Origin of the sequence: Mycobacterium kyogaense, assembly GCF_003254575.1 — a bacterium.
In the GTDB taxonomy this organism is placed as follows: domain Bacteria; phylum Actinomycetota; class Actinomycetes; order Mycobacteriales; family Mycobacteriaceae; genus Mycobacterium; species Mycobacterium kyogaense.
In genome coordinates, this window is sequence record NZ_QJUA01000001.1 from 381,387 (window position 1) to 401,995 (window position 20,609).

Consider the following 20,609-nt stretch of genomic DNA (forward strand, 5'->3'; position numbering starts at 1 on the left):
TGACGGACCGGGGTGACGGCGAGGGAAGCGCGTGGGTATGGCTGGGATCTACGGCGACGTCCTCGGCAGTGCGATGAGCATGGAGACTCGCGCCCACGATGTGCTCGACGCGCTGGGCTCGCGCGCAGCCTCGTCGGCGTCGGCGATCTGTCTGTGGGATCCGATCCAGCGCCGTCACGTGGGGATCGCCAACCGCGACTATCCCGACCAGGTGATGGAGCACTTCAATTCGTGGTTCGTCGACAACGATCCACTGTTCGACGCGATGCGTGTCCACGGCCTCGGGGCGCTGCGCTGGCGCGATTTCCCCGATTACCGCGACGGCTACTCGGTCAACAAGGTGTTCAGGCCGGCAGGATTCGACGAAGGCTTGTCCGCTCGGCTGGTGACCGCCGACGGCACCTACGTCGGCACGATCCACGTCAACTGTGACGACCCGCGGTATCCGAGCGACGCCGATGTGGCGGAGATCAACGCGTTGCGTGCGCAGATGGCCGAGCAACTCGATTTCTCGGTGCGTCCGAGGATGGTGGCCGAGCTGGTGGCGCCGCAGGCGCAGGCGTGGGCTGTCGACGACCACGGCCGCGTGCACCTGTTGCGGCGCGGGGACACGACGACCGAGGAGCTGGCTCCGGGTGTCATCGGCGATCTCGCGCGCACGTTTCGCACCGCCGCCGCGTTCGCCGTGGACGGACTGAGGTTTCACGACGGCGCCTCGTGGCTGCACGTTCGGCGCATCGGCACCTCGCCGCGATTCCGCGGCGACAGCCTGGGCGCGGTTCTGCTGGTGACGCGAGCGGCGTTGCCGCTGGGAATCACGGCGCGCGAACTGGATGCGCTGACCCTGGCCGTGTGCGGCCTGACCAATACACAGATTGCGGCGCACCTCTTCATCAGCGCTCGCACGGCGGGCCACCATCTGGAGAGCGTGTCGGCGAAGATGGGCGCGCCGAATCGCGCGGCGTGCGCCTCGCAGGCCGTGGCACTCGGCCTGTTGTCGGCCCACGTTCTGCGAGGTCTGGACGGCCGGCGATCCGTGGCGGTCTGACGTCAGACTCTTCGAGGTGTGTGACTCCCGATGCGGGGGAACACCCCTCGCATGGCTACCTACCGTGTGCTCAATCCCCAGGGTGACGTCGTGGACACCAAAGACATCGAGAGCGCCGAGGACGCGCACGCATGGTTCGTGGACCAGAAGGCGGACAACTCCGAGCTGGGCTGGCGCATGGAAGTCGAACATGACGGCGAGTGGTCGTTCTTCGACGACACCGAGGGCTCACCCGACTAGCCCCTTTTCCCGCGAGCAGACAGGGACTCGAGCTATCTGGCCTCAGATAGCTCGAGTTCTCGTCTGCTCGTCCAATGACTCCAGGGCCCAACCAAGCGGTTGGGCGAGGCTGCTAGCATGCCGCTAGAGGAGCAGCCTCCCCGCGACGTCCGGCATGGACGCACCGCGGAATCCGATCTGAACAGGACCTGGAGATCACATGTCCGAAGAAGCCTTCATCTATGAGGCAATCCGTACGCCACGCGGTAAGCAGCGCGGCGGTTCGCTGAACGAGATCAAGCCCGTCAACCTGGTCGTCGGCCTGGTCGACGAGATCCGCGCTCGCTACCCCGACCTGGACGAGAACCTGATCAGCGACGTGATCCTGGGTGTCGTGTCCCCGGTCGGCGATCAGGGCGGCGACATCGCCCGCACCGCGGTGCTGGTGGCGGGTCTGCCGGAGACCACCGGCGGCTTCCAGCTCAACCGGTTCTGCGCATCGGGCCTGGAGGCCGTCAACCTGGGTGCCCAGAAGGTCGCCTCGGGTTGGGACGACCTGGTGCTCGCCGGCGGTGTCGAGTCGATGAGCCGCGTGCCGATGGGTTCTGACGGTGGCGCCTGGGCCGGCGATCCCGAGACCAACTACCGCGTCGGCTTCGTGCCGCAGGGCATCGGTGCCGATCTGATCGCCACCATCGAGGGTTTCTCCCGCGAGGACGTCGACGCCTATGCAGCACGCTCGCAGGAGCGCGCCGCGGCGGCCTGGTCGGGCGGCTACTTCGCCAAGTCCGTGGTCCCGGTGAAGGATCAGAACGGCCTCGTCGTGCTCGACCACGACGAGCACATGCGTCCCGGCACCACCGTGGAAAGCCTGGGCAAGCTCAAGTCCGCTTTCGAGGGGTTGGGTGCGATGGGCGGCTTCGACGATGTGGCGCTGCAGAAGTACCACTACGTGGAGAAGATCAACCACGTCCACACCGGCGGTAACAGCTCGGGCATCGTCGACGGCGCCGCGCTGGTGCTGATCGGCAGTGAAAAGGCCGGCCAGTCACAGGGGCTGACCCCACGCGCCCGCATCGTCGCCACCGCGACGTCCGGAGCGGACCCGGTGATCATGCTGACCGGCCCGACGCCGGCCACCAAGAAGGTGCTCGAGCGCGCCGGGTTGACGGTCGACGACATCGACCTGTTCGAGCTGAACGAGGCGTTCGCCTCGGTGGTGATGAAGTTCCAGAAGGACCTGAACATCCCGGACGAGAAGCTCAACGTCAACGGTGGTGCCATCGCGATGGGCCACCCGCTGGGCGCCACCGGCGCCATGATCACCGGAACCATGGTCGACGAGCTCGAGCGTCGCGGTGCCAAGCGTGCGCTGATCACGCTGTGCGTCGGCGGCGGCATGGGCGTGGCCACCATCATCGAGCGCGTCTAGGAGATATGACCATGGCAGAGAACACGATTCAGTGGGACAAGGATGCCGACGGCATCGTCACCCTGACGCTGGATGACCCCACCGGGTCGGCCAACGTGATGAACGAGCACTACAAGGAGTCCATGCACAACGCCGTCGAGCGGCTTGAGCAGGAAAAGGATTCGATCACCGGCGTGGTGATCGCGAGCGCGAAGAAGACGTTCTTCGCCGGCGGTGACCTCAAGGGCATGATGAAGGTCGGCCCGGAGAACGCCGCGGAGTCCTTCGCCGAGGTGGAGTTCATCAAGGCCGACCTGCGCAAGCTCGAGACCCTTGGCGTGCCCGTGGTCGCCGCCATCAACGGTGCCGCCCTCGGCGGTGGCCTCGAGATCGCGCTGGCCTGTCACCACCGCATCGCCGCCGACACGAAGGGTGTCGTCATCGGCCTGCCGGAAGTCACCCTGGGCTTGCTGCCCGGCGGCGGCGGTGTCGCGCGCACCGTGCGGATGTTCGGTGTGCAGAAGGCGTTCATGGAGGTCCTGTCGCAGGGCACGCGTTTCAAGCCGGGTAAGGCCAAGGACGTCGGCCTTGTCGACGAATTGGTCGGCAGCGTCGAGGAACTGGTACCCGCCGCCAAGGCATGGATCAAGGCCAATCCCGAAGCCCACACGCAGCCGTGGGATCAGAAGGGCTACAAGATGCCCGGCGGGACACCGTCGCATCCGGCTCTCGCGGCGATCCTGCCGTCGTTCCCGGCGCTGCTGAAGAAGCAGCTCAAGGGTGCGCCGATGCCGGCTCCGCGCGCCATCCTCGACGCCGCCGTCGAGGGTGCGCAGGTCGACTTCGACACCGCCACCCGCATCGAGAGCCGCTACTTCACCTCGCTGGTCACCGGCCAGACCGCCAAGAACATGATCCAGGCGTTCTTCCTGGACCTGCAGGCGATCAACGGTGGCGCATCGCGGCCCGAAGGTATCGCCAAGCAGGAGATCCGAAAGATCGGTGTGCTGGGCGCGGGCATGATGGGCGCAGGCATCGCCTACGTCTCGGCCAAGGCCGGCTACGACGTTGTGCTCAAGGACGTCTCGCAGGAAGCCGCCGACAAGGGCAAGGGCTACTCCGAGAAGATCGAAGCCAAGGCGCTGGAGCGCGGTCGCACCACCGAGGAGAAGTCCACGGCGCTGCTGGGCCGGATTCATCCGACCGCCGATCCGCAGGATCTCAAGGGCGTGGACTTCGTGATCGAAGCTGTCTTCGAGAACCAGGACCTCAAGCACAAGGTGTTCCAGGAAATCGAAGACATCGTCGAGCCCAACGCGCTGCTGGGGTCCAACACCTCCACGCTGCCGATCACCGGTCTCGCGACTGGCGTGAAGCGCCAGGAAGACTTCATCGGCATTCACTTCTTCTCTCCGGTCGACAAGATGCCGCTGGTGGAGATCATCAAGGGCGAGAAGACTTCTGACGAGGCGCTGGCCCGGGTGTTCGACTACACGTTGGCGATCGGCAAGACGCCGATCGTGGTCAACGACAGCCGCGGCTTCTTCACCTCTCGCGTCATCGGCACGTTCGTCAACGAGGCGCTGGCGATGCTGGGCGAGGGTGTGCCCGCGGCCAGCATCGAGCAGGCCGGTGCCCAGGCCGGCTACCCGGCGGCGCCGCTGCAGCTCTCCGACGAGCTCAATCTGGAGCTGATGCAGAAGATCGCGAACGAGACCCGCAAGGCAACCGAGTCCGCCGGCGGCAGCTACGAGCCGCACCCCGGCGAGGCTGTGGTGAACAAGATGATCGAGATCGGTCGTCCGTCGCGGCTCAAGGGTGCCGGCTTCTATGAGTACGTCGACGGCAAGCGCGTCGGCCTGTGGGAGGGCCTGGCGGAGACCTTCGGCGCGGGGAACACCGAGATGCCGTTGCAGGACATGATCGATCGGATGCTGTTCGCCGAGGCGCTCGAGACGCAGAAGTGTCTCGACGAAGGCGTGCTGACCTCGACCGCCGATGCGAACATCGGCTCGATCATGGGCATCGGCTACCCGCCCTACACCGGTGGGTCGGCGCAGTTCATCGTCGGCTACCAGGGCGCCGGCGGCGTGGGCAAGGATGCCTTCGTCGCGCGGGCGAAGGAATTGGCGGCCAAGTACGGCGAGCGGTTCACCCCGCCGGCGTCGCTGACCAGCTAAGCATCATCAGTCGAATCCCGCGGAGCCACAACGGTTCCGGGGGATTCGTCATATGCGAGCGCGGCCGAGGTGGCCGGCGGGGTGACGCCGTGCGCCACGCCGTGGCCGGCGTGGACGCCTGCGACGAATTCGCGGAGCACGCCGAAGAATCGATGGTCGGTGATGCGGGGCGGTCGTTTGTAGAACATGACTCGATCATGCGGGGGCTACCGTCGCACGAACAGTGGCCCTGAGGCCACTGTTCGTTAGGATAGTGCCATGCATACCGTGGCGATCTTGGCCTATGACGGGATGACGGGTTTCGAGACGGGCCTCGCCGCCGAGATCTTCGGCATCACCGAGCTCAACGAGAAGTTCTCGGCCGGCATCACCGCACCCTGGTATTCGGTGCAACTGTGCGCCGAGGTCCCCGAGGTTCGCCTCCTCGGTGGCGCGACCGTGCGGACGTCCTACGGTCTGGCCGAGCTCGCCGACGCCGACACGGTGGTGATTCCCAGCGTGCGTGATATCGACGAGCCTGTCTCGCCCGCGCTCGTCGACGCGCTGAAGGCTGCTGATCGCCGCGGCGCGCGCCTGGTCTCCATCTGTTCCGGGGCGTTCGCGCTGGCCGAAGCGGGAGTGCTGGACGGACGATCGGCGACCACGCACTGGCTCTACGCAGATGCCATGCAGCGTCGGTACCCCGATGTCCAGATCGATCGCGCGCCGCTGTACGTCGACAACGGCAGGGTGCTCACGAGTGCAGGGTGCGCGGCCGGTCTCGACTTGTGCCTGCACATCGTGCGCTGCGATCACGGTGTGGCCGTGGCCAATGACGTCGCGCGACGGCTGGTGATTGCGCCCCACCGTGCCGGCGGGCAGGCGCAGTACATCGAGACACCGGTCCCCGAGCCGGCGGCCGATGGCCGGATCGCTGCGGGCATGGCGTGGGCATTGGAGCATCTCGACACCCCGATCACGCTGGACGATCTGGCCGCTCAGTGCGCGATGTCGCGGCGCAGTTTCCTCCGCCAGTTCGCCAAGGCCACCGGAAGCACCCCGATCAAATGGCTGATCGAACAGCGCGTGCTCGCCAGCTTGCCGCTGCTGGAATCGTCCATGCTGTCGGTCGAGCAGGTCAGCGCGCGTGTCGGTTTCGAGTCACCGGTGACGTTCCGCTACCACTTCGTGCGCCAGATGCACACCACGCCGAGCGAATATCGCAGTTGCTTCGCTGGTGCGGTCGCGCCGTAGCCGGATGCGCTTAGAGTCGGGAGATGCGCTTCGGACTCTTCATCCCGCAAGGCTGGCGACTCGATCTGGTCGGCATCGATCCCAGCGATCAGTGGCAGGTGATGCGCGACCTCGCCACCTACGTCGACAGTGGCGACAGCTGGGACTCCCTGTGGGTGTACGACCACTTCCACACCGTGCCGGTGCCCACCGCTGAAGCGACCCACGAGGCGTGGTCACTGATGGCTGCGTACGCGGCCAGCACCTCGCGGGTCAAGCTGGGGCAGATGTGCACCGCGATGAGCTACCGAAACCCGGCGTATCTGGCCAAAGTTGCAGCCACCTGCGACGTCATCTCCGGCGGCCGAATCCAGATGGGTATCGGTGGAGGCTGGTACGAACACGAATGGCGCGCCTACGGTTACGGATTCCCCTCCGCGGGTGCGCGACTCGCGCGTCTCGACGAGGGTGTGCAGATCATGGCGGACGCGTGGCGCGAAGGGGTGGTCAGCTTCACTGGCGAGCACTATCGCGTCGACGGTGCCATTGTCGCGCCGAAGCCGTTGCAGTACGGGGGGATTCCGCTGTGGATCGCAGGCGGCGGAGAAAAGGTCACGCTGCGCATCGCGGCCAAGTACGCCCAGTACACGAACTTCACCTCCGAACCGGAGGGGTTCGCGCACAAGTCGAATGTGCTTGCCGCACATTGCCGAGACGTGGGCACCGACTTCGACGCGATCGTCCGGTCTGCGAACCTGAACATGATCGTCGGCGCCACCGAGGCCGAGGTCGACGATCGTCGCGAGAGGGTGCGCGCCCGTATCGCCGCCCTGGCGGGCGACCCGGCCGCCGATGCGATGGTCGACTCGATGCGCACCCCGCAGTCGGGAAGCGGCACGCCCGAGCAGATCGTGGACGCGCTGCAGAATCTCCGCGACCTCGGCTGCGAGTACGTCATCTGCTACTTCCCCGAGGCGGCCTACGACCGCTCGGGAATCGAGCTGTTCGAGCGCGAGGTCATGCCCGCGCTCGCCTGAACGTTAGCGCGGGGGCAAACTCGCGGTCGGCCGAGCAGTACCTGGACTCCACGGGGCGCGACTCGCGGGGAAGGGGCCGTCTGTTGCGCTCCCTTCGGCTACGCGGTGGCGGCCAGATGTGTGCGCAGGGTGCGGGCCCCGCTGCGGTGGATGAAAATCGAGCAACGTCGATGCGTGGCGCCGTGCGGTGAGGCCCGTGGCTGAGGGGTCTGTCGACATCCGCTTGATCGGTATCCGCTGAGTCTTCTGGCGGTCAGTCGCTGGACAACAAGTTAGCGGCCTGATGTCGGCGACCGCCGCAGCATGTGAGTGATCTTGATTGCACCTTACACGGTCACAGCTATTCCAAGAGCCACTCGGTGACAAAATTATCGCTGGCAACAATTTTGCTAAATATTACGGATCTTCTCCCGCCGTTGACTTAATCTCTTCCTTGGTTGCGCGTTCATTGCCGGACTCGAGCGAGCGCTCAGCTAATACTTCTGGCTCAGATGATTGTCGGGGGCGGCAATGAGGTTGCATAGCGTCGCGTGCGCTCGAGGTGGGTTGACCCGATCGAGAGTCTCGCTTGTGATCGCGGGTGCAGCGCTGCAGATTCTGAGTCCAGCGTCAGGGGGGAACAGCATGCAGCAAATGGAGGACACCCATGTGTGCAGCTCCCCGCCATCGCGCTACCCGTTCCGAGGACGCGCGGCCTGATCAGGACTTCTGGTCGGCAAGGCTGCTCTTGGTCGAGAGCGGCGATTCGGGCGCGACCAGGCACGCTCGCCGCGCCGCCCCGAGGTACGCCCTGCCTGTCGGCAGGATAGGGGCCCTCGCGGTCTCGCTCGGGGTGGGTTTCGCCGTGGCGAACTTCGCCGGCCTCGCACACGCGGACACCGAGACATCGGCCACGTCGCCAGGCCCGAAGTTCCACAAGGCCGACGCGCGCCCGCACAAACTGTCTCCTCGCGTCACTGCAACCTCTGAGAATGCCGGTGGCGCCACCGCCACCGCCCCCGTCGCGGACACTGCCGACGCGGACGCTGCCGACGCGGGCGGGGAAGGCACTGGCGACCCGGGCGATCCTGATGTCGCGGCCGAGACCACCGACGAGGAGGGCGTCGATGCTGGGGTCGAAAGTGGCTCAGAAGAAGTCGCTCAACCGGAGGTGGATTCAGTCCCTTCGGTGAGTGGCTCCGGCCTGGAAGACGACGCTGAGGAGCCGGCTGCAGCCCCGTCCGAGGATCGAGGCGGCAACTCGGCTGAAAAGGAACCATCGCCCTCTCCGCACGCCGACACCTCACAGGAAGAGGCCGCAGGCGGAACCGACGTTGACGCGATGCCCGGTGCCGGTGGCGCGGATGGGGACGCCGAGCAGCCTAGCCAGGAGCCGGTCGCCCGGCCGCTGCGGGCGAATTTCACACGTAATAAGGACCATGTGAGCGCTGCGGCGGTGTCCGCACCGCCCGTGGAACAAGAAGTCGTGGCGGTCCAGGTGATGACCGCACTGGTGTCTGGCGCCATCTCCCCGCTCCTCGACCCGCACGCGCCCGCCACCGCCCCGTGGTTCGACGGGCTGCTTGCGTGGGTCCGCAGGCAGATCCAACACACATTCTTCAACGAGTCACCCGTCTATGGCCCGATCGAGAGCCATCAGATCGTCACGGGACAGGTGCTCGTCGATCTCCACGCCTATGACCCCAACGGCGACCCGTTGACGTACACGATCGTGCAGCCGGCTCACGGTCGCGTCACGCGAGATCCGCTCACGGGTCAGTTCATCTACACACCGACGTCTGTCGTGACCGGGAACCCTGTGCAGGACAGCTTCAAAGTCGTCATCAGCGACGGTAGTGAGGATCTACGCGGTCCGTTCAAGCTCATGCGGTTGGTCTTCCACACCCTCGCCAGGGCGATTGGTATCGCAGAACGGGACGACGTGACGGTCACTGTTCCGGTGACCGTCAACCCGATCGTCTCGGTGCCACCCGTTGTGGTGACGACAGGCGCGGGAACCTACGTGGTGGGCGCGAATCCCGTGAAGCTGTTGTCGGGCGCAATCATCACAGACGCCGACTCGACGAAACTGATGTCGGCAACTGTGTCGCTGACCAATGGCCGAAGCGGAGACCTACTGACTTACACCGCGCCGCCCGGAAATCCAGTGACAGCGCAATGGAACGCCACCACGAAGATCCTCACCTTGTCCGGGGCGGCGACGCTTGCGCAATACGAGGCTGCGCTACAGGCGATTTCGTTCTCGACGACGCAGGGAGGCGCTCCGCGGATCGCCTCGATCACTGTCAAGGACGATAGCGGCCTACAAAGTCTGGTCGGTGGAGTCGCCTCGGTCATCGTGGTGGCCACTCCGCCGTTGCTTGTCGTCACGCCGGTGGCGGTTGGCACGTCCGGAACTGGGATACGTGTGTCACCGGTGGTCTCTATCACCGATCTGGATTCGCAGAAGTTGTCATCGGCGACTGTCACCGTGCAGAACGCCGCAGCGGGCGACGTACTCGGATATGGAACGCTACCCACCGGCGTGACGGCGACGGTCACCGGTGGGTCGGTGACGTTCGTCGGCGCCGCTACCGTGGCGGCATATCAGCAATTGCTGCAGTCGGTCACGCTGACATCGGCCGACGCAGGCATCAAGACCGTGACGTTCGCAGTCACTGACGACCAATCCGAGAGCAGCGTTCCGGTGAGCACCGTGGTCACCGTCGTTGGCTTGCCGGTCAATGCGCCGCCGTTGGTGGTGGTCGCCCCGGTGGCGGCGGGTACCGCCGGTAGTGCGGTGACGGTGTCGCCGGTTGTCTCGATCACTGATGTGGATTCGACCCAGTTGGGTTCGGCGACGGTGACGGCGTCGAGCGGCACGATCGGCTACGGGACTCTGCCATCGGGTGTGGTGGCGACGCCGGGTGCGGGTTCGGTGACGTTCACCGGTGCGGCCAGTGTTGCCGCCTATCAGGATGTGCTGCAGTCGATCACGCTGACGTCTAACAGTGCCGCGATCGTCACGGTGACGTTCACGGTGGTCGATGATCAGGGTAAGGCGAGTGTGCCGGCCACATCAGTGGTGACGGTGGTGGGTCTGCCGGTGGCCGCGCCGCCGTTGGTGGTGGTCGCCCCGGTGGCGGGAGGTACCGCCGGCAGTCCGGTGACGGTATCGCCGATTGTTTCGATCACCGACATTGATTCGACCCAGTTCGCGTCGGCGACGGTGACCGCTTCGGGTGGCACCATCGGCTACGGCACCCTGCCGAGCGGGGTGACTGCGACGCAGGGTGCGGGTTCGGTGACGTTCACCGGTGCAGCCAGTGTTGCCGCGTATCAAGATCTGCTGCAGTCGATCACGCTGACCGCTAGCAGTGCGGGGATCGTGAGCGTGAGCTTCACCGTCATCGATGACCAAGGTAAGGCGAGTGTGCCGGCCACATCGGTGGTGACGGTGCTCGGTGTTCCGGTGGCCGCGCCGCCTCTGGTTGTGGTGGCGCCGGTGGCGGCGGGTACCGCCGGTAGTGCGGTGACGGTGAGCCCTGTCGTCGTGATCACCGATGTGGATTCGACGCAGTTGGGTTCGGCGACGGTGACCGCGTCGGGTGGCACCATCGGCTACGGCACCCTGCCCGGCGGGGTCACCGCGACACCGGGAATCAACTCGGTGACGTTCACCGGTGCGGCCAGTGTCGCTGCCTATCAACAACTTCTTCAGTCGATCACATTGACCAGCGGCACCGGGATTGTCACGGTGAGCTTTACCGTCATCGATGATCAGGGTAAGGCAAGTGTGCCGGCCACATCGGTGGTCACCGTGCTGGGTCTGCCGGTGGCTGCGCCGCCGTTGGTTGTGGTGGCGCCGGTGGCGGCGGGTACCGCCGGTAGTGCAGTCACCGTGAGCCCTGTCGTCGTGATCACCGATGTTGACTCGACCCAATTGGCATCGGCGACGGTGACGGCGTCGGGTGGCACCATTGGCTACGGCACCCTGCCCGGCGGGGTCACCGCGACACCGGGAACCAACTCGGTGACGTTCGCCGGTGCGGCCAGTGTCGCTGCCTATCAACAGCTTCTGCAGTCGATCACATTGACCAGCAGCACCGGGATTGTCACGGTGAGCTTTACCGTCATCGATGATCAGGGTGAGGCGAGTGCGCCGGCGTCGTCGGTGGTGACAGTGCTCGGTGTTCCGGTGGCTGCGCCGCCTCTGGTTGTGGTAGCGCCGGTGGCGGGAGGTACCGCCGGTAGTGCGGTGACGGTGTCGCCGATTGTTTCGATCACCGATATCGACTCGTCCCAATTGGCATCGGCGACGGTGACCGCTTCGGGTGGCACCATCGGCTACGGCACCCTGCCCGGCGGGGTCACCGCGACACCGGGAACCAACTCGGTGACGTTCACCGGTGCGGCCAGTGTCGCTGCCTATCAACAGCTTCTGCAGTCGATCACATTGACCAGCAGCACCGGGATTGTCACGGTGAGCTTTACCGTCATCGATGATCAGGGTGAGGCGAGTGCGCCGGCGTCGTCGGTGGTGACAGTGCTCGGTGTTCCGGTGGCTGCGCCGCCTCTGGTTGTGGTAGCGCCGGTGGCGGCGGGCACCGCCGGTAGTGCGGTGACGGTGTCGCCGATTGTTTCGATCAGCGACCTAGATTCGACACATTTGACATCAGCAACTGTCAAAGTCGCTGGATCAGCGGGAGCCGCACTGGGGTACGGCACCCTGCCACCCGGCGTTGTTGCAGCAGAAGGCTCGAATTCGGTGACTTTTACCGGTGCGGCATCGGTTGATGAGTATCAGCAATTGCTGCAATCGGTCACAGTGAGTTCGTCATCCGCTGGCCTGAGCGCAGTGTCGTTCGAGGTGACTGATGATCAGGGAAACACAAGCGCGCTCGCGACTACCATTGTGACTCTCCTTGGTCTCGCCTTAGCCGCAGCGCCGTTGGTTGTGACCGCACCGACCGCTGCGGGTGTCAAAGGCAGTGCGATCACAGTCAGTCCGACAGTTGTTATCTCGGACATTGACTCGACAAGTGTTACGGCAGCCACGGTGTCGGCTTCGGCGGGCTCGCTGGCATACGGAGCGCTACCCGTAGGTGTCACTGCGACGTCAGGTGCGGGTTCGGTGACGTTCACCGGTGCTGCCTCGGTCGATGCGTATGTGCAACTGTTGCAGTCGATCACGCTTACATCGAGCGACGCGGGGTTGTTGACTGTCAGTTTCTCTGTCACCGACGACCAAGGCCAGACGAGTGTGCCGGCCACAACTGTGGTCACAGTCCTCAGCGCTCCGGTGGCAGTAGCGCCGCTTCTCGTCACTGTGCCGACAGCCGCCGGCACAGTGGGCAACGCCACTACGGTGAGCCCGGTCGTGGTGATCACCGATATCGATTCGGCGCAGTTGGGTTCGGCGACGGTGACCACGACCGGCGGCACCTTGAGCTATGGCACCTTGCCAGAGGGTGTGGGTGCGATCACGGGCGCGGGCTCGGTGACGTTCACCGGTGCTGCGTCGGTGGATGCGTATGAGCAGCTTTTGCAGTCGATCACATTGACATCGGGCAGTACCGGCATTGTCGCGGTGACTTTCACGGTGGTTGATGATCAGGGCAAGTCGAGTGTGCCGGCGACGACGGCGGTGACTGTGTTGGGTGTTGCGGTCGCGGTGGCTCCGGTCCTCGTCACCGCGCCAATCGCGTCGGGTACCGCGGGCACGGCGGTCACGGTGAGCCCTGCCGTAGTGATCACTGATATCGATTCCGCGCAGTTGGCGTCGGCGACGGTGACGACATCGGGCGGCACCATCGGCTACGGAGCCCTCCCCAGCGGGGTGACTGCGACGCAGGGTGCGAACTCGGTGACGTTCACCGGTGCGGCCAGTGTTGCGGCTTATCAACAGTTGCTGCAGTCGATCACGCTCACTTCGGGCGCTGCTGGGATCGTCACCGTGAGCTTCACGGTGGTTGATGGTCAGGTTAAGTCGAGTGTGCCGGCGACGACGGCGGTGACTGTGTTGGGTGTTCCGGTGGCGGTAGCCCCGGTGGTGGTGGCCGCGCCGATCGCGTCCGGCACTTCCGGGACCGCGGTGACGGTGAGTCCCGTGGTGGTCATCACCGATGTTGACTCGACCCAGCTCGCGTCGGCGACGGTGACGGTGTCCGACGGGACCCTGAGTTACGGAACGCTCCCCAGCGGGGTGACTGCGACGCAGGGTGCGAACTCGGTGACGTTCACCGGTGCGGCCAGTGTTGCCGCGTACCAGGAACTGCTGCAGTCCATCACCCTCACCGCCAGCAGCATCGGCATCGTGAGCGTGAGCTTCACCGTGGTTGATGATCAGGGCAAGCCGAGCGTGCCCACCACGACGGCGGTCACCGTGTTGGGTGTTCCGGTAGCGATCGCCCCGGTCGTGGTTACCGCCCCGACCGCCGCCGGGACGACCGGCTCGCCGGTCTCCGTCAGCCCGGTGGTCGTCATCACTGACATCGATTCGACTCAACTCGGGTCGGCGACGGTGACGACATCGGGTGGCACGCTGAACTACGGGACCCTGCCGAGCGGGGTGACTGCAACTCCGGGCGCGAACTCGGTGACGTTCACCGGTGCGGCCAGTGTTGCCGCGTATCAGGAACTGTTGCAGTCGATCACGTTGACCGCTGGCAGTGCCGGCATTGTCACGGTCACCCTCACCGTGGTTGATGATCAGGGCAAGTCGAGTGTGCCGGCCACGACGGCGGTCACTGTGTTGGGTGTTCCGGTGGCGATTGCTCCGGTGGTGGTGACCGCGCCCATCGCGTCCGGCACTTCCGGGACCGCGGTGACGGTGAGTCCCGTGGTGGTCATCACCGATGTTGATTCGACTCAGCTCGCGTCGGCGACGGTGACGGTGTCCGACGGAACCTTCAACTACGGGACCCTGCCCAGTGGGGTGACTGCGACGCCGGGCGCGAACTCGGTGACGTTCACCGGTGCGGCCAGTGTTGCCGCGTATCAGGAACTGTTGCAGTCGATCACTCTCACCTCGGGCAGTGCCGGCATTGTGACCGTGACTTTCACGGTCGTTGATGATCAGGGCAAGTCGAGTGTGCCGGCAACGACAGCGGTCACTGTCTTGGGTGTGCCGGTGGCGGTAGCCCCGGTGGTGGTGGCCGCGCCGATCGCGTCCGGCACTTCCGGGACCGCGATCACGGTGAGTCCCGTGGTGGTCATCACCGATGTTGACTCGACCCAGCTCGCGTCGGCGACGGTGACGACATCGGGTGGCACGCTGAATTACGGCACCCTGCCGAGCGGGGTGACTGCGACACCGGGAACCAACTCGGTGACGTTCACCGGTGCGGCCAGTCTTGCCGCGTATCAGGAACTGCTGCAGTCGATCACATTGACATCGGGCAGCGCGGGCATCGTGACGGTTACTTTCACGGTGGTTGATGATCAGGGCAAGTCGAGTGTGCCGGCGACGACGGCGGTGACTGTGTTGGGTGTGCCGGTGGCGGTAGCCCCGGTGGTGGTGGCCGCGCCGATCGCGTCCGGCACTTCCGGGACCGCGGTGACGGTGAGTCCCGTGGTGGTCATCACCGATGTTGACTCGACCCAGCTCGCGTCGGCGACGGTGACGGTGTCCGACGGGACCCTGAGTTACGGAACGCTCCCCAGCGGGGTGACTGCGACACCGGGAACCAACTCGGTGACGTTCACCGGTGCGGCCAGTGTTGCCGCGTATCAGGCACTGCTGCAATCGATCACATTGACATCGGGCAGCGCGGGAATCGTTTCCGTGACCTTTACCGTGGTCGATGATCAGGGCAAGCCGAGCGTGCCCACCACGACGGCGGTCACTGTGTTGGGTGTTCCGGTGGCGATTGCCCCGGTCGTGGTGACCGCCCCGACCGCCGCGGGGACCACCGGCAGTGCGGTCACCGTCAGCCCGGCGGTCGTCATCACCGACATCGACTCCACCCAACTGGCATCGGCGACGGTAAGCGCCACGGGTGGCACCCTGAATTACGGGACCCTGCCCAGTGGGGTGACTGCGACTCCGGGCACCAACTCGGTGACGTTCACCGGTGCCGCGTCGGTGGCCGCGTATCAGGAACTGTTGCAGTCCATCACCCTCACCGCCAGCAGCACCGGCATCGTGACGGTGAGCTTCACCGTCGTTGATGATCAGGGCAAGAGCAGCGTGCCGGCCACGACGGCGGTCACGGTGTTGGGTGTTCCGGTGGCAATTGCCCCTGTCGTGGTCACCGCCCCGACCGCCGCCGGCACCACCGGCGGCGTGGTCACCGTCAGCCCGGCGATCGTCATCACCGATGTTGACTCGACTCAACTCGCGTCGGCGACGGTAAGCGCCACGGGTGGCACCCTGAATTACGGAACCCTCCCCAGCGGGGTCACCGCGACACCGGGAACCAACTCGGTGACGTTCACCGGTGCGGCGAGTCTTGCCGCGTATCAAGAACTGCTGCAGTCGATCACCCTGACCGCTGGCAGTGCGGGGATCGTCACGGTCACCTTCACCGTGACCGACAACCAGGGCAAGTCGAGCGTCCCCGCCACGACGGCCGTCACCGTGGTGGCCGTACCTGTCGCAGCGGCGCCGGCATTGGTGACCTCAGTCGTCAGCGTGTCCTACACGGCCGGTGGTTCAGCGGTATCGGTTGATCCCAATGTCATTGTGCTGGATGCCGACTCGACGACGATGTCCGGTGCGGTGGTGTCGATAGTCGGCGGAGCGGCGGCAGGCGAGACGCTGGGCTTCGCCGCCCCTGCCGGAATCACCGGCAACTACAGCGGCGGCGTGCTCACATTCACAGGTACCGCATCACTGGCCGCCTATCAGCAGGCGCTGCGCTCGGTCACCTACGCGTCGAGCTCCTCGGCACCGGCTTCGATCGCCTCCATCTCCTTCGTGATCACTGACTCCACCGGCAAGGTCAGCGCACCGGCGCTGGTGGCCGTGACGGTGGTGGCGGCGCCCGTGAATGTCGCGCCGCTGGTGGTCACGTCGGTGACGAATGTGTCCTACAACGCCGGAAGTGCCGGCATCACTGTCGATCCCGGTGTCACGGTGCTCGATGTCGACTCAGCCGATCTCAGCGGCGCGATCGTCAAGATCACGGGAGCGTTGGCTGCCGGTGATGTCTTGACCTTCGTCCCGACAGGAAACATCAACGGCAATTACAACAACGCCACGGGCACACTGACTCTGACCGGTACGGGAACAATAGCCCAGTACCAGCAGGTGCTGCGCTCGGTAACCCTGGCGACCGCGGCCTCGGCGCCCGCCGCCATCAAGACGGTGACGTTCACGGTGTCCGATTCCCAGGGCGCGGCGAGCGCATCCAGCGCCGTGGCGATCACCGTCCTGGCCCCACCGGTCGACATCCCCCCGCTGCTGGTGACCTCGGTGACGAACGTGTCCTACACGGCCGGAAACGCCGGCGCCACAGTCGATTCCGGTATGGCAATTCTGGATCTGGACTCCTCGGCCATGGGAAGTGCCACCGTCAAGATCACGGGCAACTTCTCCACCGGCGACATCCTGACGTTCACGCCGCAATCGGGGATCGTCGGCAGCTACAACAACGCTACGGGCACGCTGACCTTCACCGGAACTGCGCCGTTGGCCGATTATCAACAGCTGCTCCGTTCCGTGAAACTCTCGACGAGCTCCTCGGCATTGGCCGCGATCAAAACGGTGACGTTCACCGTCATCGACAACCAAGGCAGCGCAAGCCTTCCGGCACCGGTGACCGTCACGGTCCTGGCCGCGCCGATCAACATCGCTCCTCTGGTCGCGACTCTGCCCGGGCCGACCTACACCGCCGGCAACACCGCCGTGCAGGTCAACCCGTTGGTCACCGTCACCGATCTGGACTCGGCCAACATGGCGAGCGCGACGGTCACGATCACCGGATTCGCCGCGGGGGACACGCTCGGCTTCACAACCGTAGGGAACATCGTCGGTACCTACAGCAACGGCATCCTGCAATTGTCAGGGACCGCAACGGCGGCCCAGTACCAGCAGGTGTTGCAATCGATCACGTTCTCGAGCAGCGGATCCGCTTCGGCAGCAATCAAAACGGTCGCCTACACGGTCACGGATGCGCAAGGCGCCACCAGCCCGACGGCGACAACGACCGTCACCGTGCTGGCCAACACCGCCCCATTGCTGACGGCGCCGCTCGGGGGCACCGTCGTCCTGGGGCAGCAGTTGGTGAGCCCGACCGCGGTGATCGTCGACGACTCGTCGTTCCTGCAGAGTGCCACCATCACGATCACGAACTTCCAGAGCGTGGACAGGCTCAGCTACACCTCATCCGCCGGCATCACCGGCACGTACAACGTCTCGACAGGTGTTCTCGCGCTGACGGGGACCGCGTCGGTCAGCGATTACCAAGCCGTGTTGCAATCGGTGAAGTTCTCCAAGACCGGCCTGAACTTGGTGAGCACCCGCACCATCACGATGACCGTGCGGGATCAGCAGGGTCTGGACAGCAACACCGTCGCCGGCGTCATGACTCTGCTGCTCTGACGGAGAAGAAGCTACTGCGTCGGCAACAGCGGCGGCGGAGGCGGCGAGACCACCGGCACGTACGGCTTCGGCGCGTTCGGGTCCGGCGGCGGCGGAGGCGGCGGTACACCCCACTCGTACCCCGGCGGCATCGGACCGCTGACCGGGTAGTAGCCCGGAGGTAGCGCCGGACCACCGCCCTGCGGGGCGGTGGCAGGCGTCTCCGACCCGGGCGCGTTCAGGGACTTGTAGCCCGGCGGCAGCGGAGGCGGCGGGCCAGCGCCTGGCGGGGGAGCGCCCACGGGCGGCATGTTCGGCATGTCGGCGGTCCCCATGAAGCCGTAGGGATCGCGGGCCTGGTGCCAGGCGTCGCGCAGGAAGCCCAGTGGGCCGTCGCCTGAGCCGTACTGGGCGTTGGGGATCTCGGGCACCATCGGCGGTCCGGGCGGCGCCGGCGGCGGCGCGGCGACCGCCGGATCGACCGGCACAGCGACCGGCTGGCCGGGCGCCGGCGGTGCGCCGTCGGGCCCGGGAACAGGTGTCGGGACCGGCTGCGCGCCGGCCATCGCGGCCGGTGCAAGCACACCGAACGCCACCGCAGCGGCGACGCCGGCGGCGCAGCGCAGAGTTCTGGCGCGTACGTCGCGCCTGTCTGTCGTCATGGGTTCCTTCGTGATGCCTCGAGCTCGTCCCGACTCGAGGAATGAGGCTAGCCGGTTCGCGGCCGCGGCGCGCCCGCTCAGCTCGAACCCGGACTGTGCGACAGCACGTTCACAACGTTGCCTGCGGCGTCCTCGAAGAAGAAGCGCCGTACGCCCCACTCCTCGTCGGTGAGCGGATGGACGATGTGAATGCCCGCGTCCAACGCACTCCTATACGCCTCGTCGACATCGCTGACCTGGATCGACACCGTCGGATTGACCGCGGCGGTCGCGTCCTCGGTCAACAGGCTGACCTGGTGGCGGTGTTCGGGGTCGGCGAGCGTGACTATCCAGCCGTGGTCCATCACGACGTCGAGGCCGAGGACCGCACGGTACTGGGCCACGGCAGCCGGCAGGTCCGGCACCGTGACGATGGGAACGACGCGTTCGACGGTCAAATGGCCGGGCCCAGCAGGTCGTCGGCGTCCTTGATGACGTAGCCGTAGCCCTGCTCGGCGAGGAAGCGCTGTCGATGCGCGGCGTACTCGGCGTCGAGGCTGTCCCGCGACACCACGGAGTAGAACACCGCTCCGCCGCCGTCGGCCTTCGGGCGCAGCAGCCGTCCCAGCCGCTGAGCTTCCTCCTGGCGGGAGCCGAACGTGCCCGACACCTGCACGGCGACGCTGGCCTCGGGCAGGTCGATGGAGAAGTTGGCGACCTTGGACACCACCAGCGTGCGGATCTCACCGGTGCGGAACGCGTCGAACAGCTGCTCGCGCTCCGCGGTCTTTGTCGAGCCCTGGATCACCGGCGCGTCCAGCTCGACGCCGAGCTCGTCGAGCTGGTCGAGGTAGGCCCCGATCACCAGCGTCGGCTCGTCCGGATGGCGCTCCAGGATCGACTTCACCACGTTGACCTTGGTGTGTGCGGTCGCGCAGAGCTTGTACCGTTCGTCCGGTTCGGCCGTGGCGTAGAGCATGCGCTCGTTGTCGGTCATCGTGACGCGGACCTCGATGCACTCGGCCGGCGCGATCCACCCCTGCGCCTCGATGTCCTTCCACGGCGCGTCGTAGCGCTTCGGTCCGATCAGCGAGAACACATCGCCCTCGCGGCCGTCCTCACGGATCAACGTCGCGGTGAGTCCGAGCCGCCGACGGGACTGCAGGTCGGCCGTCATCCGGAACACCGGCGCTGGCAGCAGGTGCACCTCGTCATAGACGATCAGCCCCCAGTCGCGACTGTCGAACAGCTCGAGATGCTTGTACTCGCCCTTGGTGCGGCGGGTGATCACCTGATAGGTGGCGATGGTGACCGGGCGGATCTCCTTCTTCTCCCCGGAGTACTCGCCGATCTCCTCCTCGGTCAGTGAGGTCCGCGCGATCAGCTCGCGCTTCCACTGGCGGCCGGCGACGGTGTTGGTGACCAGAATCAGCGTCGTCGCACCGGCTTTGGCCATCGCCGCGGCGCCGACCAGCGTCTTGCCCGCCCCGCAGGGCAGCACCACGACGCCGGAGCCGCCGTCCCAGAAGGAGTCGGCAGCCATCTGCTGGTAGTCGCGCAGCTCCCAGCCGTCCTGCTCGAGCGTGATCGGATGCGCCTCGCCGTCGACGTAGCCCGCCAGATCCTCGGCCGGCCAACCGATCTTGAGCAGCATCTGCTTGACCCGGCCGCGCTCGCTGTTGTGCACGATCACGGTGTCGTCGTCGAGCCGGGCGCCGAGCATCGGCGCGATCTTCTTGTTGCGCAGCACTTCTTCGAGCACGGCGCGGTCGAAACTGACCAGCGTCAACCCGTGGGCGGGATGCTTGACCAGCTGCAGGCGGCCGTAGCGCGCCATGGTGTCGACGATGTCGACGAGCAGCGGCTGGGGCACCGCGTAGCGGGAGAACGACACCAGGGCGTCGACGACCTGTTCGGCGTCGTGGCCGGCGGCGCGGGCGTTCCACAGCGCCAGCGGCGTGATGCGGTAGGTGTGCACGTGCTCGGGTGCCCGCTCGAGTTCGGCGAACGGCGCGATCGCCGCGCGGGCAGCGCCGGCCTGCTCGTGGTCGACCTCGAGCAACACAGTCTTGTCCGACTGCACGATCAAGGGGCCGTCGGTCATGCGCGGCCTCGGAAGAAAGTCATCCTGCCTATTATCCGCACTCTCACGACAACCCGGCTTCGCGTTCAGGACGGCGGGCACGGTCGCCCCGACAGAAGGGTGGCATCTTGGGTTGCGCGATCTGCGGAAGCGGGTGCGGATCAGCGTCGACAGTGGAAGCCGACACGTTCATTCCGAGTAGCCCTCGCCGCATAACTCCACTTCAAGAAGAAGGGTGAGGTTGCCGAAAACACTTCTTGGAGCATTTTCACAG

The 20,609-nt window shown here is 65.9% G+C and carries 11 protein-coding genes; 7 read left to right on the forward strand and 4 right to left on the reverse strand.

All coding sequences use genetic code 11. The features are described 5' to 3' along the window. Window positions 1-37: 37 nt before the first annotated feature. The 4 genes from DMB80_RS01895 (at window position 38) to DMB80_RS01910 (ending at window position 4,858) form a co-directional block, all read left to right on the forward strand. The gene (locus tag DMB80_RS01895) at window positions 38-1,048 is read left to right on the forward strand and encodes a helix-turn-helix transcriptional regulator (RefSeq protein WP_111508294.1); all 1,011 of its coding nucleotides are present in this window, start codon (window positions 38-40) and stop codon (window positions 1,046-1,048) included. A gap of 51 nt (window positions 1,049-1,099) precedes the next feature. Continuing rightward, on the forward strand, window positions 1,100-1,288 hold the full coding sequence (locus DMB80_RS01900; RefSeq protein WP_111508295.1) for a hypothetical protein: 189 nt from the start codon (window positions 1,100-1,102) through the stop codon (window positions 1,286-1,288). A 199-nt stretch (window positions 1,289-1,487) separates the two neighbouring features. After that, window positions 1,488-2,699, forward strand: a complete 1,212-nt coding sequence (locus DMB80_RS01905; protein WP_073682119.1) for an acetyl-CoA C-acetyltransferase — start codon at window positions 1,488-1,490, stop codon at window positions 2,697-2,699. Window positions 2,700-2,710: 11 nt separating this feature from the next. Further along, window positions 2,711-4,858 carry a 3-hydroxyacyl-CoA dehydrogenase NAD-binding domain-containing protein gene (locus DMB80_RS01910; RefSeq protein WP_111508347.1) on the forward strand — a complete coding sequence of 716 codons (2,148 nt, stop codon included), beginning with the start codon at window positions 2,711-2,713 and terminating at the stop codon, window positions 4,856-4,858. On the opposite strand, the gene DMB80_RS01915 is transcribed toward DMB80_RS01910, so the two are convergent. After that, window positions 4,855-5,046 carry a hypothetical protein gene (locus DMB80_RS01915; protein WP_111508296.1) on the reverse strand — a complete coding sequence of 64 codons (192 nt, stop codon included), beginning with the start codon at window positions 5,044-5,046 and terminating at the stop codon, window positions 4,855-4,857. The two genes, DMB80_RS01910 and DMB80_RS01915, sit on opposite strands and share 4 nt — an antisense overlap. Before the next feature lie 70 nt (window positions 5,047-5,116). On the opposite strand from DMB80_RS01915, the gene DMB80_RS01920 reads away from it, so the two are divergent. From DMB80_RS01920 to DMB80_RS01930, 3 genes are all read left to right on the forward strand, one after another. Beyond that, complete coding sequence (locus tag DMB80_RS01920; RefSeq protein WP_111508297.1) at window positions 5,117-6,091, forward strand: helix-turn-helix domain-containing protein; 975 nt, start codon at window positions 5,117-5,119, stop codon at window positions 6,089-6,091. A gap of 23 nt (window positions 6,092-6,114) precedes the next feature. Continuing rightward, window positions 6,115-7,107: an LLM class F420-dependent oxidoreductase gene (locus DMB80_RS01925; protein ID WP_111508298.1), complete on the forward strand. Its 993-nt coding sequence runs from the start codon at window positions 6,115-6,117 to the stop codon at window positions 7,105-7,107. Window positions 7,108-7,951: 844 nt separating this feature from the next. Beyond that, window positions 7,952-17,632, forward strand: coding sequence for an Ig-like domain-containing protein (locus DMB80_RS01930; RefSeq protein ID WP_162938373.1), 9,681 nt, complete (start codon window positions 7,952-7,954; stop codon window positions 17,630-17,632). 11 nt (window positions 17,633-17,643) lie between these two features. Here the strand turns inward: DMB80_RS01930 and DMB80_RS01935 are convergent, their stop codons facing one another. The 3 genes from DMB80_RS01935 to DMB80_RS01945 all read right to left on the reverse strand — a co-directional run bounded on the left by DMB80_RS01935 (window position 17,644) and on the right by DMB80_RS01945 (window position 20,356). Further along, a complete protein-coding gene (locus DMB80_RS01935; protein WP_420812103.1) occupies window positions 17,644-18,273 on the reverse strand; it encodes a hypothetical protein in 630 nt (209 codons plus the stop codon). Window positions 18,274-18,350: 77 nt separating this feature from the next. Then, window positions 18,351-18,710, reverse strand: a complete 360-nt coding sequence (locus DMB80_RS01940; RefSeq protein ID WP_073685207.1) for a VOC family protein — start codon at window positions 18,708-18,710, stop codon at window positions 18,351-18,353. Further along, window positions 18,707-20,356, reverse strand: a complete 1,650-nt coding sequence (locus DMB80_RS01945) for a DNA repair helicase XPB (protein ID WP_111508300.1) — start codon at window positions 20,354-20,356, stop codon at window positions 18,707-18,709. The genes DMB80_RS01940 and DMB80_RS01945 overlap by 4 nt, the downstream gene beginning before the upstream one ends. Between the last annotated feature and the right edge of the window lie 253 nt (window positions 20,357-20,609).